The following is a 25,144-nucleotide window of genomic DNA, read 5'->3' as shown; positions in this document are numbered from 1 at the left end:
CCAACTCCACTCCATTATTCAAGGATCGAATATGACCGTTGCCATAAAAAAGCAGCTAGATGAAAGCCTGCGCGATGCCCTGTTGGCGTATTACCTTGCCAAGGTCGCGCCCACAAAAAACCCGAAGTTCAAGAGTGCCGAGGATCTCTATGAATACTGGCTGCTCGATGTGCTGGTCAGCCAGGATGTGCCCACCACACCAGTGGCGTGTGCCATTGCCAGCCTGCAGCAATACATCAATCGCATCCTGTTGCGCATGGAGCCCGGTTATGGCCCCGAAAGCATAACGCCCGATCAGGTGCAGCTATGGCGCAACGAGATGCACCAGTACCGCCTCTGGGCCGCCCATCAAAAACTCATGTACTTTCCCTCGATGTATCTGGACCCCAGCCTGAAAGAGAACAAAAGCGACAACTTCCAGCAACTGGAAAACGACCTCAACCAGAACCGGATTCAACCCGACGCCGTTCAGGCAGCCGTGCTGGCCTACCTGACCCGCTTCGAAGAAATCGCCAACCTGAACATCCTCAATGGCTATATCGACGGCGATGACTTTGCCAACAGTACCTATTACTTCATCGCCAAATCTCGCAGTGAGCACACTTACTTCTGGCGTTCGCTGAACATGGCGCAACGACCGTTCAACGACACTGCTACGCAAGCCACCTCGCCCAAAAGGGATCAACCCGAACCGTACGCCTGGTCAGACTGGGAAAAAGCCGACATCCCCATTCCGAACGATGCAGTCGAGCACTCGATTCGCCCGGTGTGGTTCAACAATCGTCTATTCATTATCTGGGCAGAGTGCATTGGCCAGGACCCAGCTGCGGTCAACTCCACGTCCTCCCTGCATGGCGATAGCACAGCGCACCAGCGCAATCCTTTGCTGCGTTTGAACCTCAGTTACAAAAAACCGGACGGTAGCTGGAGCACGCCACGTACATGCCTGCAAGGTTATAGCGACGATAAAGCACTTCGTGACAAAGACCTGAATTCGATCAGGCCATTGATTGATTCCCTCGCCATACATCACCAGAAAGAGTCAAACGACCTACTGTTCGTGGCCCTGCGTGTTCACAAGGACAATACTGGATCGACAGGCGCTACCGAAAACGACTACACCTTTTTAAAAACGGCAGTCATCGATAAAAACCTCGACATCAAACCGGGCATTTCAGAACCTGCAAAGGATGCAGCTGCAAACGACCAAAGCGCGTTCCACAAAAACCTCATCCAGGTCCTTCACCGCGGACGCCAAGACTCCGCCCAACTAAAAAGCCGGCTTCAATTCAAAACCCATGTCCAATCTATACATTGGGCACACGCCACACCTTATTCCACAGACACAACCCTATGGAATTTCAATGGACACCAGAGCCAGATAAGTTCCGAATCAAATTACGACAAAGTCAACTCATCATTCACGCTTGAATTGACGACCCAACACAAAGGCACCGTACTTTTAATACTCAATACGCCTCCAGAATCAAACCCTGCACTGGAGTTGTTTCTAATACTTCCCGATCTGGATTTCTCAACAACGGCCTATGTGGAGATTGGTCCAGGCTCAACGTTGACCTTGACTGCCGGTGTCAACTACGACCAGAACAACGCCCTGTCTCTCGGCGGCAATTTGAACATCATCAACGTGCTCAGAGACGAAAGCACTTCTGCGAGTTTCACACTAAACAGAGGAGCAGATATAAGCGGCAAGTTCATTTCCACTGCCGCCTTGCGACACCTGATCAATCTCGACAAATCTCAACCGTTCAGCATTTCAATAAGAAACAGGCTTGACAGCTGGACATTCGACCAAGTTAAAGTTTTCTACAGTACCCACCTCTATGCCCGACATATCATTTATCGCAAAAGCAACACTCACGAAAAAATCAACGCTGACTATTCAAATTTGACCGTTGTTGCACAGTCTCTTGGTGCAATACATTTGAAAGACAATTTTTCGCATACCTGGCAGAACGACGAGATCAGTAAAGAGGGTGAGACCTTTTATTACGGAGTGGCGTGGAGTCGTCCTGACGAAGGACAGAACGTGGTTTTCTCTGCCCTCAAAGCTATAACGCTGAAATCACCTCTCTCCGCGACATCCCGCCAACCACCAGAAATCACTAGCAACGTGACCACCCCTCTGGGCACGGTTCAAACAATTGATTTCTCATCTTCTGAAATCCGGCGCAGCGACGGCAGCCAACAGCCTCGCCAGTCAATTCGCTTGAACACAGCCTTCACCGCCGAGTTGATCCGGCGCACCGAGAACAGCCTGGATGAATTATTCAGCCGGGAAACACAGCATCTGCCTGAGCCTGCCCTCTCAGGCGAAGTCTCCAGCAAGATGGATTTCCACGGACCCTACGGGCGTTACTTCACCGAGCTGTTTCTCTATCTGCCATGGCTGATCGCCCATCGATTGAACACGGAGCATCAATACGACGAGGCCGAACGCTGGATCCGGTACGTATTCGACCCCGGCAACCAGTCCGAATACTGGGGCGCCGAGCCCTTGACCGGCCCCGACGTTCCCTCCTACTCCGAACAGGCGCCTCAGGATCCCCACCAGATCGCGCTCAGCCATCCGGTGCACTTTCGCAAGGCGCTGTACTTTCTGTACCTCGACATCCTGATCAACCGCGGCGATGCCGCTTACCGCGAGCTGACGCCCGACAGCCTAGGCGAGGCCAAGCTCTGGTATGCGCGGGCGCTGGACCTGTTAGGGCCACGTCCGGTCGTTCAACGGGTCGATCAATGGTCAGACGTCAGCCTGCAGACGCTGAGCGAAACCACCAGTGAAGGCTTGCGCACATTCGAGAAATCACTGGCCGGTTCCTCCCTCACATTGCAGGGCCGAAAAGGCGGATCACGCCAATATGTGCCGGCCATCGATACTCCGCACCTGCATCTGCCGTTCAACCCGGCGCTGCTCAAACGCTGGGACATTGCCGAGGGCCGGTTGTACAACTTGCGGCAAAACCTCGACATCACCGGCAAGCCATTGCACATGCCGCAGTTCGCGGCGCCGCTGGATCCCCGCGCGTTGCTCGGTACCCATTCACAGAGCGACCCGGGAGATGTGGCGTCAGGCTTGCCGAGCGCACAAATCCCGCCTTACCGCTTTACGGCCATCTACAGCCAGGCCCTGAATGCCGTGGAAAGTCTCTGCCAGTTTGGCGCCACGCTGCTGTCGCTGATTGAGCGCAAAGAGCAGGCGCAACTGCAGGAACTGCAACAACAGCAGGTTTGGCAACTGGCGAAAATGTCCGTCGACCTGCAAACCCAGGCACTGCGGATTGACCATCAAAATCGTCAGGCGCTGCTGGCCAGCAAGGCCATCGCCCAAGGACGGGGCAATCACTACCGGCAATTGCTGGAAAAAGACGTCAGCGAAGCCGAGGCGCAGGCCAGCCAGCTGTATTTGAGCAGCGGCTCCGCGGAACTCAAGGCATCGGCCGCTCAGGTAGTGGCGGGCGGCATGATGATGATTCCGAGCATCTTCGGTTTCAGCAATGGCGGCAGTCGCTGGGAAGGCGCCATGCATTCGGCCACGGCACTCGCGCAATGCAGCGCCATTTCGGATCGCACCGCGGCGGCCAACATTGACCGTACGGCGCTATTCGCCCGGCGTCGGGAGGAATGGACCCTGAGTCGTGATCAGGCACAACTGGAACTGGCACAGATCGAGGCGCAACTCGCCCATTTCACCGAGCAGGAAACCGCCACTCGCCTGCAGTTACGCCTGGCCGAAACAACCCTGAGCCAGACCCGGGCCACCTACGATTTCCTCAGTAAAAGGTTTACCAAAGCGCAGTTGTACCAATGGCTCAACAGCCAGTTTTCCACCCTCTACTACCAGGCTTATGACGCTGTATTGGCCCTGTGCCTGGCCGCCGAAGCCTGCTGGCAATACGAGCGCGCCGATTTCACCACGCGCTTTATTCGACCCGGCGCCTGGAGCACAACGTATCGGGGCCTGGGTGCTGGAGAACAGTTGAAATTGAGCCTGCTGAAAATGCAGTCCGAGTATCTGCAGCGCAACGAGCGAGAGCTGGAAATTCGCAAGACAGTGTCGCTGCGTCAGCTCAAGGAAAAGGACAGCTCGGTCAACAAGACATGGACGGATATTCAAGCGGGCCTGACAAAAGGCACCTGCGATTTCGAACTGACCCACGCCATGTTCGAGGACGATTACAAGGACCAGAACCATTACCTGCGGCGCATCAAGACCATCAGTGTGTCCTTGCCGGCCTTGCTCGGCCCCTACGAAAACATTCGCGCAACACTGACCCAGACCGCCAGCAGAGTGTTCATGGCTCCCGGCGACAAGGCGCCAACCATGGAGAGCAAACGCGCCAGCCAGCAGGTTGCCCTTTCCACAGGTATCGATGACAACGGCCTGTTCACCCTCAACTTCAACGATGAGCGTTACCTGCCTTTCGAATATACCGGCGCCGTCTCCGCATGGCGCCTGACCTTCCCGAACCCCGAAGCGCAGAAAGTGATGCTCGAATCACTGACCGACATTATCGTGCACGTGAGCTACACGGCCAGGGTGGGAGGTGCGCAATGAGTGAACAAAACGCATTGCCCGTCAACGCGCCGTCATTGCCCAAAGGGGGCGGGGCCATTCAAAGCATTGGCAAAGGCTGGGGAGCCATCGGCGCCCACGGTGTGGCGTCCTATGAGCTGGCGTTGCCGATTTCACCGGGGCGCGGCTTTGCACCCTCGCTGTCGCTGGGTTATGGCAGCTCGGTCGGCAACAGTGTGTTCGGGATTGGCTGGGGACTGTCGTTGCCCGTCGTTGCGAGACGTACCAGCAAAGGTGTCCCGGCCTATGACGAGGATGACGAAATTGTCGGACCCGGGGGCGTTGTGTGGCTGCCCGAGCGCGACGCGAAAGGGGCTTTCGCCGCGACCACTATCACGCACTACAACGACCTGGCGCTTGAAACGACTTTCACCGTCGTCCGTTACTTCCCGCGAGTGGAACGCAGCTTCGACCGAATTGAACACTGGTCTTGCGAAAGTGACAAACCGGGCTTCTGGCTGGTGCACGGGGCCGACGGCAGCCTGCACCTGTATGGAAAGAGTCCGGCGTCGCGCCGTGCCGATTCGCTTGAGGCGAATCATGTCGGTGAATGGCTGCTGGAGGAGAGTCTGAATGCCCACGGCGAACACATTCTTTACCAGTACAAGGCAGACGCAGCCCAGCGTTATCCGAGCCGTGTGAGTTACGGCAACTTCAAGGCCGATGCCCTGCTTTATTCATGGTCAGCCGACCGACTGAAGACGGTGCAATGGCATTTCGAACTGGTGTTCGACTACGGCGAACGCAGTACCGGGTACGACCAGAAACCAGCCTACGACGGGCAACAGTGGCAGACACGGAGCGACGGGTTTTCCAGCTTGGCCTACGGTTTCGAATTACGCACCGAACGCCTGTGCCATCAGGTACTGATGTTCCACCGTTTTCCCGACGAGTTGGGTGCCGACCCCGTTCTGGTCCGTCGCCTGCTGCTCGAATACCGTCAGACTTCTCTGGGCTATCAGCATTTGAATGCGGCCCATGAGCAGGCCTTCGGCAGGGCAGGCGCCGCCGAAAATCGTCCTCCCGTCGAGTTCAGTTACAGCGAATTCAAGCTCTCGCCTGATGCCGGTTCCTGGCAACCCCTTCAGGACATGCCCGGTCTCAACGATGGCCGCGGTTATCAACTGGTAGACCTGTATGGAGAAGGCCTGCCGGGGGTGCTTTATCAGGACGACGCCGGCTGGCATTACCGTGAACCCCTGCGCGCCAGAAGCAACAGCGATGAAGTGACTTACGGCCCGTGGCAAGCACTGCCGGAAATCCCCATTGCCGATGAGGCAAAACCCATGCGTCAAACCCTGAGCGACCTCACGGGCGATGGCCGCCTGGACTGGGTCATCGCGCAGCCGGGGTTGAGTGGCTTTTTCTCGTTGGGACCGAACCGCGACTGGTCGACCTTCGCCACCTTCAGCGCCGCCCCTTCGGAGTTTTTTCACCCTCATGGGACGCTGGCGGACTTGATGGGCGAAGGCCTCGGCGACCTCGCCTTGATCGGTCCGCGCAGTGTTCGTCTGTACGCCAATCAACGGGAGCAGGGTTTCTCGGCCGCCCGTGAAGTGGCTCGCAAAGAGGATGAAGACGCCCTGCCTCAACTCACCTCATCTTCCAGCGAGCTGGTGGCTTTCAGCGACATCCTCGGCACCGGTCAACAGCACTTGGTGCGCATTCGTCACGATGAAGTGAAGTGCTGGCCAAACCTCGGTCGTGGACGTTTTGGCAAAGGGATCGTGCTGGGATCACCGGGGCTTGCGTATGGAACGTTCGATGCCGCGCGTATTCGCCTGGCGGATCTGGACGGCTCCGGCGCTGCCGATTTGATCTATTTGCAAGCGGATCAGGCGCTGATTTTCATGAACCTCAGCGGCAGCGGATTCGCTTCTGCCGTTTCCCTGCCGTGGCCGAAAGGCGTTCGCTACGACCGGTTATGTCAGGTGACTATCGCCGACCTGCAAGGCCTCGGATGTTCCAGCCTGGTGCTGAGCGTGCCTCACATGACTGCCCGACATTGGCGCTACGACTTTGTCAGCGCAAAACCGTATTTGCTCACCGCAACCAACAACAACTTGGGCGCCGCCAGCAGCCTGCATTACCGCAGTTCGGCGCAGGAATGGCTGGATGAAAAAGCGGAACGGATCAAGTCCGGCAGGCCCGTGACTTGCCATGTGCCACTCGCCCTGCATCTGGTCTCGAAACTAACGCAGCAGGACGAAATTACCGGCAATCGCCTGACCCAGGGATTTTCCTGGCGCCAAGGCTTCTACGACGGCATCGAGCGGGAGTTTCGCGGCTTCGGCCTGTTGCAGCAGACCGACAGCGAAGCCCATCCCGACAGTGCCGACTCGCAGGGTTTTACGACACCGTGCCTGAAAAAAAGCTGGTTCCACACCGGTCAATACGTGGACCTGCCCCGCACCGGTTACAGTCGCGCAGATACAGCCGCCGTGCCGCTGGGCAAAGCGCTGCTGGCTCGCTATCAACCCGAGACTGCTGACGACATTCCCGTCACCTCTGCGAATGCCGCGACCCTCCTCGAAATGGCCCGCGCCTTGAGCGGTCATCTGTTGCGCAGCGAAGTTTTCGGCATCGACAGGCGTCTGAAAAAAAGAACGCTGTATTCGGTTCAGGAACACCGTTACCAGGTCCGTTTACTCCGGACGCCTGAGGGCAAGCGGGGTTACGCCCGGTTGTTGCCGATGCGCCTGGAGACTCTCGATTATCAATACGAAGGCATCGCCGATGATCCGCAATGCCTGCACACCTTCAACCTGCAGCACGACAGGTTCGGCGCATTGACCCACAGCGTCACGGCCCATTACGCCCGCCGCACAACCACCAGCGACATCCCACCGTTCAGCGATCCCGACGAGCAACAATGGTGGCGCGATGCGCATGATCCCGCGCAACAGTTCCATTACCTCAACGAAACCCGCGCCGAATTCATTCACCTGGACACGCCTCAGGCCTGGCGACTGGGGCTGCCCTATCGGCTGCGCAGCAATGCGTTCAAAAGGCCCAAGGCACCCGAAATCGGAGGACTGAAGAGCAAGGAACTCTCGTTCGAAAAGCTCATCGCGCTCGTCAAGGAGCCGCAATGGGCAACCGGGAGCGTCCTGACCGCTATGTCCGTGCAACGCTACAAGCACACATCAACCACTGAGACTCTGGCGGACGGCGTCGCTCACTTTGAAGCCCTGGCCGACCATCTGGAAACCGCCGAGCTGGACGACACCGCATTGAAAGCCTTCGACGTGTTGGGACAAGAAGCCCGTCCCAAAGGAAAACTGCTGGAGCGAATCGGCTATCACCGCATGACCGGGTTTCTGCCCGAGCCCATGCCTGCGCGCAGGCTCTGGTCGATCAAAAGCGGCTTCGCGACCTACGCGAACTTGAGCGGCTTCTACAGAACACAAACCCTGCAGCCGAGCAAAAGCCAGGGTGTGATCGAAATCAGCCACGACAAATACCACTGCCACATCACCGGCTTCAAACTTCCCGATGGCTGCACCACACACGCCACCCACGACTATCACTCACTTGTCCCCCTGCGCATTACCGATCCGAACGGGAACATCGAAGAAGGCCTCTACGACCCTTTCGGCCAGTTGATCGCCAGCAGTTTTCATGGCCGTGAAGGTGATAAGCCCCAGGGTTTCAAGCCGATAGACGAGTACAAACGCTCACTGCTCACCAGCCCGGGCGACGCCATTGACGACACTAAAAAAGCACTCCAGAGCGCCGCCAGCGCTACATTCAGTGCGCCGTTCAGCTGGATGGGGAGCCTTTCGCAAACGGCGTTGAAGGACACTGAATGGCTGGCAAGGTGTGTCACCAAGGGGGACTTGTTGCCCGGAGGATTCATTCGCGCCCAGGGCCGAAAGCGGCTGGCGGATCTTGAGTCGCTGCCCGCCGACGAAGCCAGATTGAAAACCGAAATCGACACGTCACGGCGTGAGCCAGTGCACACCGCCATCCTCGTCGCCGATCGTTACCCCGAAGATGACCAGCAACAGATCCACATCGCCATAACCTGTTTCGATGGCTTTGGAAGGACCCTGCAAAGCAAGCAACGGGTTGAGCCAGGGACCGCCTGCATCGTCAACACCCAGGGAGAACTGGAGCTCAAGGACGCAAAACCACGGGAGCAGATCGCAGCCATTCGCTGGCGTATCAGCGAACGGGTTGAATACAACAACAAGGGTCTGGCGATACGCCTGTACCGCCCTTACTTCGCCGATCAGCATCGCTACATCAACGACGCGTCCTTGCGCACGCACGGCCATTGCGACCTGCAGTTCTACGATGCGCTGGGTCGTCCTGTGCGCACCCGCCTCGCCAAACACGATGGGCATTCCTATCTGCGCCGGCAAACCCGTCACCCCTGGTACACGGTGGAGGAGGACGAGAACGATACGCTCGAAGAAGTGATGTCCGAATCGTCCTCGACGACGGGAGGTGAGGCATGAGCGCCCGTCTTCACCGCAAGACCCCGGCCATCCAGGCCTTCGACAGCCGCGGTCTGCCCGTGCGGCAGATCGCATACTGGCGCGACAACGCCGAGGACAATCCACAGTTGCGAATCACCCGTCAGCAGCATGACGTTGCCGGACGCCAGGTGGCGCAGTGGGATCCTCGTCTGTTTGCCAGCGTGCAGGATGCCAACCTGAGGACGATCCATAGCCTGTCCGGCAAAGCGCTGCGGGTCGACAGTGTCGACGCCGGCTGGCGCCTGGACCTGCATGGCGACGCCGGACAGAGACTGCGCAGTTGGGATCAGCGTGGCAGCCACTGGCAAACCACCTACGACGACCAACTGCGGCCGACCGTCATCCGGGAACAAACGGGCGATGAAACGCTGCGGGTGATTGAACGCCTCGGCTATGGCGACAGTTCCAGCGAGTCTGCCAGACACAACCTGTGCGGCGCGTTGACCCGCCACGATGACGCCGCCGGCACTTTGCTCACCCCTGAATACGCACTCTGCGGCAAGCCCGCTCGCCAGACCCGGCACTACCTCAACGATACGCAACAGCCAGACTGGCCGGACGATAAAAAGGATCGCGATGCGCTGCTTGAAACGGGGGATGGCCACGAAACGAACTGGGACTACGACGCACTGGGCGCAACAATCCGACAAGTCGATGCCGGTCAGCACCAACGGCGTTTCTCGTTTGATCGTGCCGGCCAACTCAAGACCATCGGCCTGCTCGTCAAGGGCTCGGCCACTGAACAGGTGATCCTCAAGGACCTTCACTACAACGCGTTTGGCCAGATCGAATCTCAGACGGCCGGCAACGGTGTGGTCAGCCGTGCCGGGTACGATCCCGCCCGTGGTCGATTGACCTCACTCCAGGCGTCCGTGTCGGGCAGCGCCCTGCAGGATTTGCTCTACACCTATGACGCCGTGGGCAATGTGACGCGCATCGAGGACAAGGCCCAGCCCGTGCAATTCGGGAGTAACCAGCGGGTCGACGCGGTCAGCACGTTTACCTACGACAGCCTCTACCAACTGACCCGCGCGACCGGGCGAGAGGCGCAGACACGGATTAGCCAGCCACTCTCCAGCAGGACACCGATTGACGCCCGTCAACTCTTCAACTTTACCGAGCACTACGCGTACGACCTCGGCGGCAACCTGACCGAACTGCGCCATGTTCGCGACCGCAACAACTATACCCGGACCTTCAGCGTGGCCAACGCCAGCAATCGTCTGCAGTCGTGGAACAAGGGAGATTCCTCGCGCCCTTCAACTGCAACGTTCGATGCCAACGGTAACCAACAAGCCTTGAACCCCGGGCAGACGCTGGAATGGAATGCCCGCAATCAACTGGCCAGTGTCCTGTTGATCCCCCGTGACGACGGGCGTAATGACGTCGAGCGCTACAGCTACGACAGCAGCGGCCAACGTGTGCGCAAGGTGCAAACGACCTATGCCGCCTCCGTGACCCATACCCGGGAAACGCGCTACTTGCCCGGACTCGAAATCCGCACCCGCCATAACGAACGCCTGGAAGTCATTACCCTGCAGGCCGGTCGCTGCAGCGTGCGTTACCTGCACTGGACCGAAGGTCGGCCCGCCGGTATCGCGGGTAATCAATTGCGCTACAGCCTGGACGACCACCTGGGTTCCAGCTCACTGGAACTGGACGATCAGGCGTGGCTGATCAGTCAGGAAAGTTATCTGCCCTACGGAGGAACGGCCTGGTCGGCCTCACGCTCGGAGGTAGAAGCCGACTATCGAACTGTCCGGTACTCCGGCAAGGAGCGTGATACCAGCGGGCTGTATTGCTACGGGCAACGGTATTACGCGCCGTGGTTGCAACGCTGGGTCAGCCCGGATCCGGCGGGGCCGGTGGATGGATTGAATCTGTATGCCATGGTGGGGAACAACCCGGTGAGTTTTTTCGATCACCAAGGGTTGGGGAAAGTTGAGGCGGTCACTTTCGATCATGTGTTGGAACCGGATCCATGGGCGCTGGAAATCGTACAAACCTCGGCCGCGGCCAGCATATCAAGGAACCGGAACAGACTCGCCGCAGGGGCCTATGGAGACAATCCCGCAAATGGGCTCAGCAAAAACAGGCTAAAGGAACTGGTTGTTCACTCTTACGCCAACTTTTGGGAAGAGGACAAGGTCATCGGGAGGGCCTCCGGGTTCTACAACCTCAACGGCCCCAGGTCTGGCCCAACAGGCTATCAAGGAGTAGATCACGACTATGCAGGCACCGCCCAAAGCCCTGACTTCTACTTGAACTTCGGAAGCTACAAAATCGGCAATACAGCTGAGTACATGACAGATTTAGCCAACCGATACAGCGCCGCAAAAGACGATCCGGTCCACAGGATCAATGTAAGTCTGAGTTTGCGGGAGCAATCCCCAACGATAAACAGAACAGCCGCCAACGTGCATGAGCTTCAGCAGTGGACCCGAGACTCAATTGAAAAGCATATCGAAGAAAGTAACGGGATCATTCCCAAACGAGCCGGGGGACCGGGGGCTCATGGTGAGGTCCGGCTACTGAACACCATCGTTGCTCTTTACCCGGACAAAGCGGAGAGAATGCTATCGGAAGCAACTGTATCCACTAGCAAACTATTTGGTGACGACGCCGTTAAACCATTTATTGCCTGCTTCAATTGCAGCGGAATCATTCCCGAAACGACCCAGATCTGGACCCGGCGTAATCGCAAAGATTACGCCGGGTACAATGCTCACATACAGCAAATAAATGGCACGCGGCAATGACTGCCGGGCATGACTGAAGCGCCTGGGTAGCCTCTGTCAATCAAACACTGATCGCATTGGTAAACACCAAGCGATTACCAAACGGATCGCTGATGGTCATGTCCTGGCTACCCCAGGGCATGGCCTGGATCTGCGGGTGCGAGAACTTGTATTCCTTGGCCAACAGTTGCTGCTGGAAGGCTTCCAGCTCATCGGTCTCGATGCGCAATGCCGAGCCCGGCGTGCTGTCGCCGTGATGTTCGGACAGGTGCAGCACGCATTCGCCCCGGGAGACTTGCAGGTACAGCGGGAAATTCGGCTCGAAACGATGCTGCCAGTCGATCTTGAAACCCAGGAAGTCGACGTAGAATTCCACGGCCTTGGTCTCATCGAAAATCCGCAGGATCGGGGTGGTTTTGCCGAAGCTCATCTCGTTGCTCCCAGACTATTGAGGCCCGGAGTGTATCAAGGCCAGTCTTAACGCTTCGGCTTGGCCGGGGCTTTCTTTAATTGCAATGTGCCATCACTGTGACGCAGCACTCGAAACGGTCATTGAAAACCGTCCCGCAAATCCCCTTCCCGCGCCAGAAACCGCCCTTCCCTTTTGCCGTTCGCCTGGCCGTCGCTGTAACTCAACACACCGTTGACCCACACACCGTCGATGCCTTCGGCCGCCCGTTGCGGGTCATTGAAATCGGCGACATCGCGGATGGTGGCCGGGTTGAACAACACCAGGTCCGCCCAATGCCCTTCACGGATTTCGCCTCGTTCCTTCAAGCCAAATCGCGCCGCCGACAGACCGGTCATCTTGTGCACCGCCGTGTGCAACGGAAACAGCCCGATGTCGCGACTGAAATGCCCAAGCACCCGTGGGAAAGCGCCCCACAAACGCGGGTGCGGAAACGGGTCTTCCGGCAAGCCGTCGGAACCGACCATCGACAGCGGATGCGCGAGGATGCTGCGTACGTCCGCCTCGTCCATTCCGTAGTACACCGCGCCCGCCGGTTGCAGACGGCGGGCGGCGTCCAGCAGCGATACGTCCCATTCGGCGGCGATGTCCATCAGGTCGCGGCCACCCAGTTCCGGGTGCGGCGTCGACCAGGTGATGGTGATGCGGTGCGCGTCGGTGACCTGCTTGAGGTCCAGGGTCGAAGAGCTGGCCGCGTAGGGATAACAATCGCAACCGACCGGGTGGGTTTTCGCCGCTTCTTCGAGCGAGGCCAGCAGCTGTGGACTGCGCCCCCAGTTACCGGCGCCGGCGCATTTGAGGTGGGAAATGATCACCGGGGATCGGGCATGACGGCCGATCTGGAACGCCTCGTCCATGGCCTCCAGCACCGGCTCGAATTCGCTGCGCAAATGGGTGGTGTACACCGCGCCGAACGCGGTCAGTTCTTCGGTCAGTTGCATCACTTCATCGGTCGACGCCGAGAACGCGCTGGCATACGCCAGGCCTGTGGATAAACCCAAGGCACCGGCTTCGAGGCTTTCACGCAGTTGTTCACGCATGGCACTGATTTCATCCGGCGTGGCGGTACGAAACAGGTCGTCGAGGTGATTGCTGCGCAACGCGGTGTGACCGACCAGGGCGGCGACGTTCAGCGTGGTGTTCGCCGCTTCGACCGCCGCGCGGTAATCGCTGAAGGTCGGATAAACGAAGGCCGCCGAAGTGCCGAGCAGGTTCATCGGGTCCGGTGGATCGCCTTTCAGGCTCACCGGCGACGCGCTGATACCGCAGTTGCCGACGATCACCGTGGTCACGCCTTGGCTGAGCTTGGGCAGCATCTGCGGCTGGCGGATCACCACCGTGTCGTCATGGGTGTGCACATCGATGAAACCCGGCGCCAGGACCCGGCCAGCGGCGTCGATTTCTTCGGTCGCCGTTGCGTCGTGCAAGTCGCCGATGCGCTCGATGCGGCCGTTGCGGATCGCCACGTCGGCGGGATAACCGGGGGCGTTGCTGCCGTCGATGATCAGGGCGTTGCGAATCAGCGTGTCGTACATCATGTCAGTCTCCCAGCGGCAAGTGATCGTCGCCGCCGCGGTAATCGTCGAGGGCGAGCTTGATCCGCCGCAGACGTTCTTGATTGTCTTCAGGATTGGCCAGCGCCAGCTCGGTGGCAAGCACATCGATGGCCAGCAGCATGCCGTAGCGCGCCGCCGTGGGTTTGTAGATGAACGAGGTTTCGGCGCTTTGCAGCGGCAGCACGATGTCGGCCAGTTGCGCCAGCGGCGAGTCGGCGCGGGTGATGGCGAGAATCGGTGCGCCGTAGTTGCGCGCCAGTTCCACGGTTTCTAACAACTCGGGAGTGATGCCGGTCAGCGAGCAGACAATCACCACGTGCTCGGCGCTGAGGCTGGCGGCGGTAATACGCATCATCACCGCGTCGTGGCAGACCGCAATCGGGTAACCGAGCCGCACCAGGCGCACCTGCAGTTCGTCGCTGCACAAGGTCGAGCAACCGCCCATGCCGAACGCATGAATCATCCGCGCCTTGCCCAGCAATTTCACCGCATCGGCGAAGCGCGACTCGTCGAAGGCTGACAGATGCTGGCGCAAGGTCGACTCGATATCGCCGACGATCTGCCCATAGAACGCCGACTGATCGGGCGTGCCCGCCGGGTCGAGAAAGCGGCTGCCGACGCCGCTGGCCTGCGCCAGTTGCAGGCGCAGATCACGCAGGTCACGACACCCCACCGTGCGGGCGAAACGCGACAGCGTGGCGGTGCTGACTTCCGCCCGCAGGGCCAGCTCATCGAGGCTGGCGGCAGAGGCGAATCCGACGTCGTCGAGCATCAGCCGCGCGATGCGTCCTTCGCCGGCGCTGAAGGAATCCTGACGGGCGCGAATCTGGTAGAGGATGTCCATGGCAGGCGACTCCGGTTAAATCAGGTAAGAAAGACCCACAGTCAGCGCAAAAGCCACCACCGAAATAATGGTCTCCAGCACGGTCCAGGTCTTGAAGGTCTGGGCGACGCTCATGTTGAAGTATTCCTTGATCAACCAGAAGCCGCCGTCGTTGACGTGGGAAAAAATCACCGAGCCGGCGCCGGTGGCCAGCACCAGCAATTCCGGATGCGGGTAGCCCAGGCCAATCGCCACCGGCGCGACGATGCCCGACGCCGTGGTCATGGCCACCGTGGCCGAACCCGTGGCGATGCGCATCAGTGCCGCGAACAGCCAGCCCATGATCAGCGGCGACAGGTGGAATTCGTGGGCCAGGCTGACGATCTGGTCGGTCACGCCGGCGTCCACCAGGATCCGGTTCAAACCGCCGCCGGCGCCCACCAGCAAGGTGATGCTGGCGGTCGGCGCCAGGCATTCGTTGGTGAACTTGAGGATCGATTCACGGTTGAAGCCCTGGGCGATGCCGAGGGTCCAGAAGCTCAGCAAGGTTGCCAGCAACAGCGCGATCACCGAGTTGCCGATGAACAGCAAAAACTGGTTGAAGCCGCTGCCCGGTGTGGAAATCAGGTTGGCCCAGCCGCCGATCAGCATCAGCACCACCGGCAACAGGATGGTCGCCATGGTGATGCCAAAGCCCGGCAGGCTGTCGCGTGGTTCACGGTCGAGGAACTGGCGTTCCAGCGGGTTTTCCGCCGGCAGTTGAATGCGCGGCACGATGAACTTGGCGTACAGCGGCCCGGCGATGATCGCCGTCGGAATGCCGATCAAAATCGCGTACATCAGCGTCTGCCCCACCGACGCCCCATACACCTGCACCGCCAGCATCGCCGCCGGGTGCGGCGGCACCAGCGCATGCACCACCGACAGCCCGGCGACCATCGGCAGGCCGACCATCAGGATCGACACGCCGACGCGGCGCGCCACGGTAAACGCGATCGGCACCAGCAAGACAAAACCGACCTCGAAGAACAGCGGCAGCCCGACCAGGAACGCGATACAGACCATCGCCCAGTGCGCGTTCTTCTCGCCAAAACGGTCGATCAAGGTCCGCGCCACCTGCTCGGCACCGCCGGACTCGGCCATCATCTTGCCGAGCATGGTGCCCAGCGCCACCACCAGCGCAATGTGCCCCAGGGTCTTGCCAACCCCCGCCTCATAGGCGCCGACCACACCGGACGGCGGCATTCCGGCCAGCAGCGCCAGGCCGATGGACACCAGGGTGATGACGATGAAGGGATTGAGCCGGTAACGGGCGATCAGCACGATCAGCGCAATGATGGCGATGGCGGCATACACCAGCAGCCAATAGCCGAAGGACAGGGTCATGCGGTACTCCTCGAAAGGGTCACGTCGAATGGGTTGTGAAACTCTTAAAACATTTCGAGGCGTGATATTCAAACGAGGTGAAAGTAATTTTCGTGCAAGGGTAAGGGATGTCGCGCAGAGGTATGCGAGGTCGATGAATATGAAAATCAGGCAGGCGGATTTACATCCGCTCCCTTGTAGGAGCGAGCCTGCTCGCGATGGACGTCAACGATAACGCGCGCTGTCTGAATGAACGCGTTGTCTGAACGTTTTTCGCGAGCAGGCTCGCTCCTACAGGGAATGGTCGCAGCCCAGAGGATTGATAGATCAGTCGTGACTGACCCGCGCCCGCTTGAGCAGCTTCTTGCAGCGCTCGGACAAATGCAGCACCCGCAGATGTTTCCCCGCCTTGGCGTAGCGCTCGCGCAGGGTTTTCAGCGCGGCGATGGCCGAGTAGTCGACGAAGTTCAGGTGGCGGCAATCGATCGTCACCACCGACGGGTCGTTGGCCGGATCGAACTGATTGAGAAACGGCGTGGTCGAGGCGAAGAACAGCGTGCCGTGCAGCAGGTACAGCTTGCTGCCGTCGGCTTCGAGGTGGCTGTCGGCATACAGCTCGCGGGCCTGCTGCCAGGCGAAATTGAGCGCGGCGATGATGATCCCGCAGAGCACGGCGGTGGCCAGGTCGGTGAACACGGTGATGACCGTCACGGCGACGATCACCAGCACGTCGTTCAGCGGCACCTTGTTGACCACGCGCAACGATGCCCAGGCAAACGTCTGTTGCGAGACCACGAACATCACCCCGACCAGGGCGGCCAGCGGGATGCGCTCGATTAGCGGTGACAGGAACAGGATGAACAACAGAATCAGCACGCCCGCCACCACGCCGGACAGCCGGCCACGGCCACCGGAGCTGAGGTTGATCACGGTCTGGCCGATCATTGCGCAACCGCCCATGCCGCCAAACACACCGGAGACCATGTTGGCCGCCCCCAGCGCCACGCACTCGCGATCCGGGAAGCCGCGGCTCTCGGTGATTTCGTCGGTCAGGTTGAGGGTCAGCAGGGTTTCCAGCAGGCCGACCAGCGCCATCAGAATCGCGTAGGGCGCGATGATGCGCAGGGTGTCCAGCGTCCACGGAATGTCCGGCAGGGCAAATGTCGGCAAGCCACCGGCAATGTGTGCCATGTCGCCCAGGGTGCGGGTCGGCAGGCCGAGCAGATACACCGCCACGCCGACGCCGAGAATAGCCACCAGCGCCGGCGGCACAGCGCGGGTCAGGCGCGGCAGCAGATAGACGATCGCCATCGTCAGCGCCACCAGCCCCGTCATCAGGTACAACGGCGTGCCGCTGAGCCAGGCCTCACCGCTCTTGAAATGTTCGAGTTGCGCCAACGCGATGATGATCGCCAGGCCGTTGACGAAACCCAGCATCACCGGGTGCGGCACCATTCGCACCAGCTTGCCCAGCTTCAGCAAGCCGAACGCCAGCATGATCAACCCGCCCAGCAACACCGTCGCGAGCAAATACTGCACACCGTGTTGCACCACCAGCGCGACGATCACCACCGCCATGGAACCGGCCGCGCCGGAGACCATCCCCGGTCGCCCGCCGAACAGCGCGGTAAGGGTACAAATGATGAAAGCGCCGTAAAGCCCCATCAACGGATTGAGGTGGGCTACGAGCGCGAAGGCGATGCATTCGGGCAGCAAGGCGAACGACGTGGTGAGCCCGGCCAGGACATCGGCGCGCAGACGGTTGGCTTTCATGGTGAGGACTGGACACAACTGGGAAAGAGGGGGCGGATGGTACGGAATTGAGGGCGACCCGGCCAGTTGCAGGGAGGCAAAAAAAGTCATCGCCGGTAAGCCGGTCTCGCTCCCACAATGGATCTCCGTACGACGAAGGTTCCCTGTGGGAGCGAGCCTGCTCGCGATGGAAGCGACGCGGTCTGGAGCGAACTCACACCATCTCGTTAAGAATCCACTCCACCACCGACGTGCGCTTCGGCGCCCAGCCCAGCAATTCCCACGCATGCTTGCCGCGCACCCGGCTGTTGGAGCCCAAACCGTAGTTGGCCATTTCATAGCCCCACTCGGCCTCGGCGTCTTTCAACGGCCAGTCCTGCGGCTCGCCCAGATTCAGCGCCTGGGCAATCGCCGTGGTCATCTCGATGAACGACGCTTCACTGCTTTCAACAAAGTAGAACGTGCCCGGTACATTTTTCGTCAGGGCCAGCAGGTACAGGGACACCACGTCTTCGATGTGCACGTTGGACCAGATGTTCTGGCCGCTGCCGACATGGCGCACAACGCCGCTTTTGCGCGCCTGTTTCAGCAGGCGCGGCAACTGCACGCTGTCGCGTTTGACGCCCAGGCTGTGGCCGTAGATCAGAGTGTTGCAGATCACGGCCGAGTTCACGCCGTCCTTCGCCGCGGCGAGGATCAGGTTGTCGATGGCCACGCGGGCGGCCTTGTCGACGGTCGGTTCCGGCAGGCTGTCTTCGTGGTAGATGACGTCGCTGGATTTACCGCCTGAGGCATCGCCGACGATGCTCGAGCCACTGGTGTGCAGGAACACTTTACTGGAACCGCGCAAGGCATCGAGCAAAGCCTCCACCGCGCCGCGATGGTCGCTGCTGGCCGCGTTGATCACGGCATCGGCCGCGCGGGCTTGTTTGGCCAATAGTGCGCTGTCGTCAAGAGTGCCGATGACCGGGGTGATGCCCAGCGCACTCAATTCGTTGGCTTGTTCCGGGCTGCGCACCAGGCCGGTGACCGTGTGGCCAGCGCGGACCAGGCCGGTAGCGATGGAGCCGCCGATAAAACCGGCGGCGCCGGTAACGAATACGTTCATGGAGAAACTCCCTGCGTTAATAAGTGATGCAACGAGTATCAAGGAGTCTTTACTGACGAAAAATCCCCGTTGACCCAATTCACTCTTGCGCAGGGATCACGAATCAGCCCTTGAAATCCGAGTTTGCGTAGACCGCCAACTTGCCCTGGATAAAGTCCAGGAAGCATTGAATCCGCAAGGCCAGTTGCGAGTTACGGTAGTACACCGCGTTGATCGGCTGGCGATAGCCACTGTTGAAGTCCGCCAGCAGCACTTTCAGGCGCCCGGCGCGGATGTCGTCGATGGTCATGAAATGCGAGAGGCTGGCAATGCCCTGGCCTTCGAGCGCCAGGTGCCTGATGGTTTCGCCGCTGGACGCGCTGATTGCCGCCTGGATCGGCCAGCGATCGCCATGCACATAGCGCAACGGCCATTGGTTGAGGCCTTCGTTATGGGTAAAGCCGAGCAACGCGTGCGCGTTCAGATCCTCGACCACCACCGGCGTGCCGTGCTGCTCAAGGTACGCCGGGCTGGCGACGATGTGCAGCGGGCTGCAACCCAGCGAACGGGCGTGCAGGGTCGAGTCGGCCAGTGTGCCGATACGGATGGCGATGTCGGTGCTCTGTTCCAGCAGGTCGATGATCAGGTCGTTGCTGTTGAGCTCCAGTTGAATGTCCGGATAGAGCCGGCGGAACTCGTCGATGTACGGCACGATGGCGTGCAGCATGAACGGCGAAGCGGCGTTGATCCGCAAACGCCCGGACGGGGTTTGCTGACGCGAGGACAGGCGCTCTTCGAGCTCGTCCATCTGGTCGAGAATCAGCTTGGCATGTTCGAAGAAGTACTTGCCCTCCTCGGTCAGGTCCATGCGGCGCGTGGTGCGGTTGATCAGCGTGGTATCGAGCTTGGCTTCCAGCCGCGACAACGTGCGGCTGACCGCCGAAGGCGTTTGCCCGACCTGTTCGGCGGCAGCGGAGATCGATCCGCACTCAATCACGCAGACGAAAATCTGCAACTCATCGGATCTGGCTTTCACGCGTATTCCTTATCGATAGTCACCGCCGATTGTTTTTGTAGGAGCCGGCTTGCCGGCGATGGCGCATTTGAAGACGCCATCGCCGGCAAGCCGGCTCCTACAGATGTCGATAGTAGCCGAACCTTACGCCTTCAGGCCGAACACCTCATTCAGGTGCTGCTCATAGCGCGCCACATCACCTTCGATGTTCGGACGCTTCATCACGTCAACCGCCAGGAACGTCGGCAGGCCGGTCATGCCGAGGAACTCGTTGGCCTTGTGGAACGGGAAGTACACCGCGTCCACGCCCTTGCCTTCGAAGAAATCGGTCGGGTCGTCAAACGCTTGCTGCGGTGCGTTCCAGGTCAGCGACAACATGTATTGCTTGCCGTGCACCAGGCCACCGCTGCCGTACTTTTGCGAGGCGTCGGAACGGGTGCGACCGTCGCTGGCGTAGAGGCTGCCGTGGCCTTCGGTGAAGACTTCGTCGATGTACTTCTTCACGGTCCACGGCGCGCCCATCCACCAGCCGGGCATCTGATAAATGATCACGTCGGCCCAGAGGAATTTGGCGACTTCTTCAGCGACGTCGTACCCCTCGTCGATAAAGGTGGTTTTCACGTCGACACCGCCACGATCCAGCACGCTCAACGCGGCTTCATGCAGGGTGGTGTTGTAGCGGCCATCGGAATGCGCGAATTTTTTGCCGCCATTGAGCAGCAGGACTTTTTTCATGGGAAATCTCGGAAGGGTCAGAAAGTGGATGGCGGCAGGTTAACCACCACCCTCGCGTGGAATAAGCCCCGAATCCGCAAAATTCATTTGACCCATACGCACGAATCGACAGGCGATTGTTGCCCTAAACTGGCGCCGATTCTTAACGTGAGGAGGTTTCTGAATGAGTGAAATCCAAGGCTTCATCCTGCAAGCCAAGACCCGCCCGGAAAAATCCGACGCCTTCGAAGCGTTCTTCCGTGGCTATGTAGAAGCGAGTCGCGCCGAGCCCGGCTGCATCGAGTACCACATGCTGCGCGACAAACAGGACCCAAGCCTGTTTATCTTCTTCGAGATCTGGCAATCCCAGGCGCACCTCGACGTGCACTCGAACCTGCCGCACATGAAGCAGTTCCTCGCACAGCGCGACGACTACCTGGAGCGGGACTTCGACATCCGCGCCATCGACATGCTCAGCCCGTCGTCCGCTACCCGCTGATCAACAGATGGCCGCCGAGCACACCGAGGCCGATGAAGAACACGCGCTTGAACAGCACGGCGCTGATGCGCTGACGCAGCCACTGGCCGAGCAACATGCCGAGCACCGCCGGGATCAGCGCCAGCAATGACGCGCTCAACTCGCCCCCGCCCAGCGCTCCACGCCACAACAGGCCGCCGGCGAGGGCGAGGGTCGAGACGGTGAACGACAGGCCCAGCGCCTGCACCAGCTCATCCTTGCTCAAGCCCAACGCTTGCAGGTACGGCACCGCCGGAATCACGAACACGCCGGTGGCCGAGGTGATCACGCCGGTCAGCACGCCGCACAGCGGAGCGAGCCAGCGTTCGCTGTGACTGCCAACGCGCAGGGCCGGCAGGAACAAGCCGCTCAGCGCATAGAGCAACAGTGCCGCGCCCAAGCCCCGCACCACCCAGTGACCGCCGGCCATGCCGATCCACAATGTTCCGGCGCCGGTGCCGATGAAGATCGCCAGCAGCATCGGCCACAACCGTTTGACCAGCCCGCGCAGATGCCCGCCGAATGCCAGTTGCCAGACGTTGGTCAGGGTCGCGGGAATGATCAGCAGCGCCGCAGCCTGCGACGGCGCCATAGCCAGACCAAGCAGGCCCATGGCGATGGTGGGCAGGCCGAGGCCAATCACGCCTTTGATCATGCCCGCGAGCAGAAAGGTGGCGATGACCATCAGGGAAAGGGTCAGGCCGAGGTTTTGGTAGAACGCGGCGAGTGTATTCATGGGCTTATCCTGAGCCCGGAATGGTCGGGTGAAAATCTGCCATATACTGAGGGTGCCTCTTGTTTTGGCAGAGGCTTATGAATTTGTTTGGCTGACTGACGCCATCGCCGGCAAGCCAGCTCCTACAGGTTTTTGAGTCGTTCGCCCATTTTGTGAACAACACAAACCTTGTGGGAGCGAGCCTGCTCGCGAAGACGCCCGCCCAGACACCACACCTCCCGAGGCTGTACCGATGCACTTCGACCTGACCGACCTGCGCCTCTACCTGAACATCCTCGACACCGGCAACATCACCGCCGGTGCCGCGCGCAGCCATTTGTCCCTGGCGGCGGCGAGCGCGCGGATCCGCGCCATGGAGTCTTCGCTCGGCATCGACTTTCTCGAGCGCGGGCGGCGCGGCGTCACGCCCACGCCGGCGGGCAAAGCCCTGGCGCAACACGCCCGGCTGTTGCTGCAACATGCCGAACGCATGCAACAGGACCTGGCCGAATACGCCAACGGCGTCAAAGGCCAGGTGCGCCTGTTGTGCAACACCACGGCAATCACCGAGCACCTGCCGGAAGTGCTGGCGGATTTCCTGTGCCGTCACCCCAACCTCGACATCGACCTGCAGGAGATGCCGAGCCTGCGCATCGTCCATGCGTTGCGCCAGGGTGCGGCGGACCTTGGCATCGTCTCCGATGCCGTGGACACCCACGCCCTCGACACCCTGCCCTTTCGCGACGATCCGCTGGTGCTGATCATGCCGCCCGACCATCCCCTGGCGAACAAGGCGACACTCACCTTCAACGACACCCTGCCTCACGATTACGTCGGCCTGAACGCCAACAGCGCGCTGGCGGTGTACCTCGAGGAACAGGCATTGCACGCGGGCGCACGCCTGCAAATCCGCATCCGTGCGGAAGGTTTCGACGGGGTGATGCGCATGGTCGCGCGCGGTGCCGGACTGGCGATTGTGCCGCGGGTGGCGATCCAGCGCCGAACCGGCGATCAAGCGTTCAAAAGCTTCGCCCTGAAAGAAGACTGGGCGCAGCGAAAACTGCTGTTGTGCGCGCGCTCGTTCAGCGGCCTGCCCGGTTACGCCAAGGCCTTGCTTGACACGTTGCGCGCGCAAAACCGGACCGAGAGCCTTTGAAAACCAGTGTTTGGCCCAACAGGCACCTGTATGGCGAAGGCCGCGCAGAGTAATATCTGCGCTTTGAAATCAGGCTTGGCCATAACAACCAAAAGGGAATCCGATGGCGGATGAAATCTTGCAACAGGCAACGCTCAAGCGGGGGTTGAAGAATCGACACATTCAACTGATCGCGCTGGGCGGAGCCATTGGTACGGGGCTGTTCCTGGGCTCCGCCGGGGTGCTCAAGTCCGCCGGACCGTCGATGATCCTCGGCTACGCGATTGCCGGGTTCATCGCGTTCCTGATCATGCGCCAACTGGGCGAAATGATTGTCGAGGAGCCGGTGGCCGGCTCGTTCAGCCACTTCGCCCACAATTACTGGGGCGGTTTTGCCGGTTTCCTGTCCGGCTGGAACTACTGGGTGCTGTATGTGCTGGTGGGCATGGCCGAGCTGACGGCCGTCGGCAAGTACGTGCAGTTCTGGTGGCCGGAAGTGCCCACCTGGGTCAGCGCGGCGGTGTTCTTCGTGCTGGTCAACCTGATCAATACGTTGAACGTCAAAGTCTTCGGCGAAATGGAATTCTGGTTCGCGATCATCAAGGTCGTGGCGATCATCGGCATGATCCTGCTGGGCTGCTACATGCTGTTCAGCGGCACCGGCGGCCCGCAAGCGTCGGTGAGCAACCTGTGGAGCCACGGCGGTTTCTTCCCCAACGGCACCAACGGTTTGCTGATGGCGATGGCGTTCATCATGTTCTCCTTCGGCGGCCTGGAACTGGTCGGCATCACCGCCGCCGAAGCCAGCGAACCGAGAAAGGTCATTCCCAAGGCCATCAACCAGGTGGTTTATCGGGTGCTGATCTTCTACGTCGGCGCACTCACCGTGCTGCTGTCGCTGTACCCGTGGGACCAATTGCTGCAAACCCTGGGCGCCTCGGGCGATGCGTACAGCGGCAGCCCGTTCGTGCAGATTTTCGCCTTGATCGGCAGCGACACCGCCGCGCAGATCCTCAACTTCGTGGTGCTCACCGCCGCGCTCTCGGTCTACAACAGCGGCGTCTACTGCAACAGCCGCATGCTCTACGGCCTGGCCGAACAAGGCGATGCGCCGAAGGCGTTGATGAAGCTGAACAAGCAAGGCGTGCCGCTGCTCGCGCTGGGCGTGTCGGCGCTGATCACGATGCTCGCCGTGCTGGTCAACTACGTTGCGCCCCATGAAGCGTTGGAGTTGCTGTTTGCCCTGGTGGTCGCGTCCCTGATGATCAACTGGGCGCTGATCAGCCTGACGCATTTGAAGTTCCGCAAGGCCATGACCCAGCGCGGCGTCGTGCCGGGCTTCAAGGCGTTCTGGTCGCCGTACACCAACTACCTGTGCCTGGCGTTCATGGCCGTGATCATCGTCGTCATCTGGATGATTCCGCCGGTGCGTGCGTCGGTTTACGCCATGCCGGTGTGGGTGTTGCTGATCTACGTTTGCTACCGGCTGCGCATTGCCAGAAAGCGAAACCTGCCAGTAACTCAATAAACACTGCATAAAAAAACGCCCCGGCATTCAATGAATTCCGGGGCTTTTTTTATGGTTTGTGTCAGTGACCGCGCGCTTCTGGACACCCCGATGTCGAGCACAGACAACTGACGCCGCACCAAGCCCTATAGGGTGCGACTTCAGTTCTCCCTCACGCCCGGAGTCATCATGTCCTCACCGATTACCGTTCTTCGCGATACCCATCCACTGCCAGTGCTCGACGCCTGCAAATGGGAAAAGCTCGAAGGCGACCCGCACACCGTCAACCTCAACGCCTACACCAGCGAAGACGGCAGCAAGATCATGGGCACCTGGATCTGCACGCCGGGCAAGTGGTACGTGGAATACGTGAAGTGGGAATACTGCGACTTCCGCGAGGGCTATTGCATCATCACCCCGGAAGGCAAAGAGCCGATCCACCTGCGCGCGGGCGATATCTTCGTCATCGAGCCGGGGATGAAAGGCACCTGGGAAGTGGTTGAAACCGTGCGCAAGTATTTCGTGTTTGCCTGATGCAAAAAAACCGGGGAATCACCCGACGTGATTTCCCGGTAAATGTCGATGCGAACACTGTCCCCTGTAGGAGCGAGCCTGCTCGCGATGGTCGTTAACGATGATGCGGGGAGTCTGACACCCCGCGTTGCTCACG

16 protein-coding genes are annotated in these 25,144 nt (G+C 60.0%); 7 read left to right on the top strand and 9 right to left on the bottom strand.

Going from position 1 to position 25,144, the window contains the following annotated elements; translation table 11 throughout:
- Positions 1-31 precede the first annotated feature (31 nt).
- Genes ACF6ZU_RS16360 through ACF6ZU_RS16350 form a run of 3 tightly spaced genes read left to right on the top strand, consistent with a single transcriptional unit; the run spans position 32 to position 11,840 of the window.
- Complete coding sequence (locus ACF6ZU_RS16360; RefSeq protein WP_392885195.1) at positions 32-4,579, top strand: neuraminidase-like domain-containing protein; 4,548 nt, start codon at positions 32-34, stop codon at positions 4,577-4,579.
- Positions 4,576-9,060, top strand: coding sequence for a SpvB/TcaC N-terminal domain-containing protein (locus tag ACF6ZU_RS16355; RefSeq protein WP_392885194.1), 4,485 nt, complete (start codon positions 4,576-4,578; stop codon positions 9,058-9,060). The genes ACF6ZU_RS16360 and ACF6ZU_RS16355 overlap by 4 nt, the downstream gene beginning before the upstream one ends.
- Entirely contained in the window at positions 9,057-11,840 is a 2,784-nt protein-coding gene (locus tag ACF6ZU_RS16350) for an RHS repeat-associated core domain-containing protein (RefSeq protein WP_392885193.1), read from the top strand. Before ACF6ZU_RS16355 ends, ACF6ZU_RS16350 begins: the two co-directional genes overlap by 4 nt.
- A 40-nt stretch (positions 11,841-11,880) precedes the next feature.
- Here the strand turns inward: ACF6ZU_RS16350 and ACF6ZU_RS16345 are convergent, their stop codons facing one another.
- The 8 genes from ACF6ZU_RS16345 to ACF6ZU_RS16310 form a co-directional block, all read right to left on the bottom strand.
- Positions 11,881-12,249, bottom strand: coding sequence for a glyoxalase superfamily protein (locus ACF6ZU_RS16345; RefSeq protein WP_392885192.1), 369 nt, complete (start codon positions 12,247-12,249; stop codon positions 11,881-11,883).
- A gap of 119 nt (positions 12,250-12,368) precedes the next feature.
- Positions 12,369-13,826, bottom strand: coding sequence for an amidohydrolase family protein (locus ACF6ZU_RS16340; RefSeq protein WP_392885191.1), 1,458 nt, complete (start codon positions 13,824-13,826; stop codon positions 12,369-12,371).
- 1 nt (position 13,827) lies between these two features.
- Positions 13,828-14,688, bottom strand: a complete 861-nt coding sequence (locus tag ACF6ZU_RS16335; protein WP_392885190.1) for a MurR/RpiR family transcriptional regulator — start codon at positions 14,686-14,688, stop codon at positions 13,828-13,830.
- Between the two features lie 15 nt (positions 14,689-14,703).
- Entirely contained in the window at positions 14,704-16,053 is a 1,350-nt protein-coding gene (locus ACF6ZU_RS16330; protein ID WP_392885189.1) for a gluconate:H+ symporter, read from the bottom strand.
- Positions 16,054-16,359: 306 nt separating this feature from the next.
- A complete protein-coding gene (locus ACF6ZU_RS16325; protein ID WP_392885188.1) occupies positions 16,360-17,805 on the bottom strand; it encodes a SulP family inorganic anion transporter in 1,446 nt (481 codons plus the stop codon).
- Positions 17,806-17,998: 193 nt separating this feature from the next.
- Positions 17,999-18,892, bottom strand: a complete 894-nt coding sequence (locus ACF6ZU_RS16320) for an NAD-dependent epimerase/dehydratase family protein (RefSeq protein ID WP_392885187.1) — start codon at positions 18,890-18,892, stop codon at positions 17,999-18,001.
- A gap of 103 nt (positions 18,893-18,995) precedes the next feature.
- Complete coding sequence (locus ACF6ZU_RS16315) at positions 18,996-19,907, bottom strand: LysR family transcriptional regulator (RefSeq protein ID WP_392885186.1); 912 nt, start codon at positions 19,905-19,907, stop codon at positions 18,996-18,998.
- A gap of 123 nt (positions 19,908-20,030) precedes the next feature.
- The gene (locus ACF6ZU_RS16310; RefSeq protein ID WP_392885185.1) at positions 20,031-20,621 is read right to left on the bottom strand and encodes an NAD(P)H-dependent oxidoreductase; all 591 of its coding nucleotides are present in this window, start codon (positions 20,619-20,621) and stop codon (positions 20,031-20,033) included.
- A gap of 163 nt (positions 20,622-20,784) precedes the next feature.
- Here ACF6ZU_RS16310 and ACF6ZU_RS16305 point away from each other — a divergent pair, with 163 nt between their 5' ends.
- Entirely contained in the window at positions 20,785-21,099 is a 315-nt protein-coding gene (locus tag ACF6ZU_RS16305) for a putative quinol monooxygenase (protein ID WP_392885184.1), read from the top strand.
- Here the strand turns inward: ACF6ZU_RS16305 and ACF6ZU_RS16300 are convergent.
- A complete protein-coding gene (locus ACF6ZU_RS16300; RefSeq protein ID WP_392885183.1) occupies positions 21,089-21,853 on the bottom strand; it encodes a sulfite exporter TauE/SafE family protein in 765 nt (254 codons plus the stop codon). The two genes, ACF6ZU_RS16305 and ACF6ZU_RS16300, sit on opposite strands and share 11 nt — an antisense overlap.
- A gap of 232 nt (positions 21,854-22,085) precedes the next feature.
- Between ACF6ZU_RS16300 and ACF6ZU_RS16295 the strand changes: the two genes are divergently transcribed.
- The 3 genes from ACF6ZU_RS16295 (at position 22,086) to ACF6ZU_RS16285 (ending at position 25,008) form a co-directional block, all read left to right on the top strand.
- Positions 22,086-22,988 carry a LysR substrate-binding domain-containing protein gene (locus tag ACF6ZU_RS16295; RefSeq protein ID WP_392885182.1) on the top strand — a complete coding sequence of 301 codons (903 nt, stop codon included), beginning with the start codon at positions 22,086-22,088 and terminating at the stop codon, positions 22,986-22,988.
- Between the two features lie 103 nt (positions 22,989-23,091).
- A complete protein-coding gene (locus tag ACF6ZU_RS16290; protein ID WP_392885181.1) occupies positions 23,092-24,495 on the top strand; it encodes an amino acid permease in 1,404 nt (467 codons plus the stop codon).
- 168 nt (positions 24,496-24,663) lie between these two features.
- Positions 24,664-25,008 carry a cupin domain-containing protein gene (locus tag ACF6ZU_RS16285; protein WP_392885180.1) on the top strand — a complete coding sequence of 115 codons (345 nt, stop codon included), beginning with the start codon at positions 24,664-24,666 and terminating at the stop codon, positions 25,006-25,008.
- Positions 25,009-25,144: the final 136 nt, after the last annotated feature.

It is taken from the genome of Pseudomonas migulae (assembly GCF_043225285.1).
Taxonomy (GTDB): domain Bacteria; phylum Pseudomonadota; class Gammaproteobacteria; order Pseudomonadales; family Pseudomonadaceae; genus Aquipseudomonas; species Aquipseudomonas migulae_C.
The sequence above is the reverse complement of the archived record's forward strand: the minus strand, read 5'-3'. Positions and strand labels throughout refer to the sequence as shown.

Excerpts from the sequence above, each read along its gene's own strand:
- ACF6ZU_RS16360 (WP_392885195.1), top strand. The coding sequence starts at position 32 with ATGACCGTTGCCATAAAAAAGCAGCTAGATGAAAGCCTGCGCGATGCC.
- ACF6ZU_RS16355 (WP_392885194.1), top strand. The coding sequence starts at position 4,576 with ATGAGTGAACAAAACGCATTGCCCGTCAACGCGCCGTCATTGCCCAAA.
- ACF6ZU_RS16350 (WP_392885193.1), top strand. The coding sequence starts at position 9,057 with ATGAGCGCCCGTCTTCACCGCAAGACCCCGGCCATCCAGGCCTTCGAC.
- ACF6ZU_RS16345 (WP_392885192.1), bottom strand. The coding sequence starts at position 12,249 with ATGAGCTTCGGCAAAACCACCCCGATCCTGCGGATTTTCGATGAGACC.
- ACF6ZU_RS16340 (WP_392885191.1), bottom strand. The coding sequence starts at position 13,826 with ATGATGTACGACACGCTGATTCGCAACGCCCTGATCATCGACGGCAGC.
- ACF6ZU_RS16335 (WP_392885190.1), bottom strand. The coding sequence starts at position 14,688 with ATGGACATCCTCTACCAGATTCGCGCCCGTCAGGATTCCTTCAGCGCC.
- ACF6ZU_RS16330 (WP_392885189.1), bottom strand. The coding sequence starts at position 16,053 with ATGACCCTGTCCTTCGGCTATTGGCTGCTGGTGTATGCCGCCATCGCC.
- ACF6ZU_RS16325 (WP_392885188.1), bottom strand. The coding sequence starts at position 17,805 with ATGAAAGCCAACCGTCTGCGCGCCGATGTCCTGGCCGGGCTCACCACG.
- ACF6ZU_RS16320 (WP_392885187.1), bottom strand. The coding sequence starts at position 18,892 with ATGAACGTATTCGTTACCGGCGCCGCCGGTTTTATCGGCGGCTCCATC.
- ACF6ZU_RS16310 (WP_392885185.1), bottom strand. The coding sequence starts at position 20,621 with ATGAAAAAAGTCCTGCTGCTCAATGGCGGCAAAAAATTCGCGCATTCC.
- ACF6ZU_RS16305 (WP_392885184.1), top strand. The coding sequence starts at position 20,785 with ATGAGTGAAATCCAAGGCTTCATCCTGCAAGCCAAGACCCGCCCGGAA.
- ACF6ZU_RS16300 (WP_392885183.1), bottom strand. The coding sequence starts at position 21,853 with ATGAATACACTCGCCGCGTTCTACCAAAACCTCGGCCTGACCCTTTCC.
- ACF6ZU_RS16295 (WP_392885182.1), top strand. The coding sequence starts at position 22,086 with ATGCACTTCGACCTGACCGACCTGCGCCTCTACCTGAACATCCTCGAC.
- ACF6ZU_RS16290 (WP_392885181.1), top strand. The coding sequence starts at position 23,092 with ATGGCGGATGAAATCTTGCAACAGGCAACGCTCAAGCGGGGGTTGAAG.
- ACF6ZU_RS16285 (WP_392885180.1), top strand. The coding sequence starts at position 24,664 with ATGTCCTCACCGATTACCGTTCTTCGCGATACCCATCCACTGCCAGTG.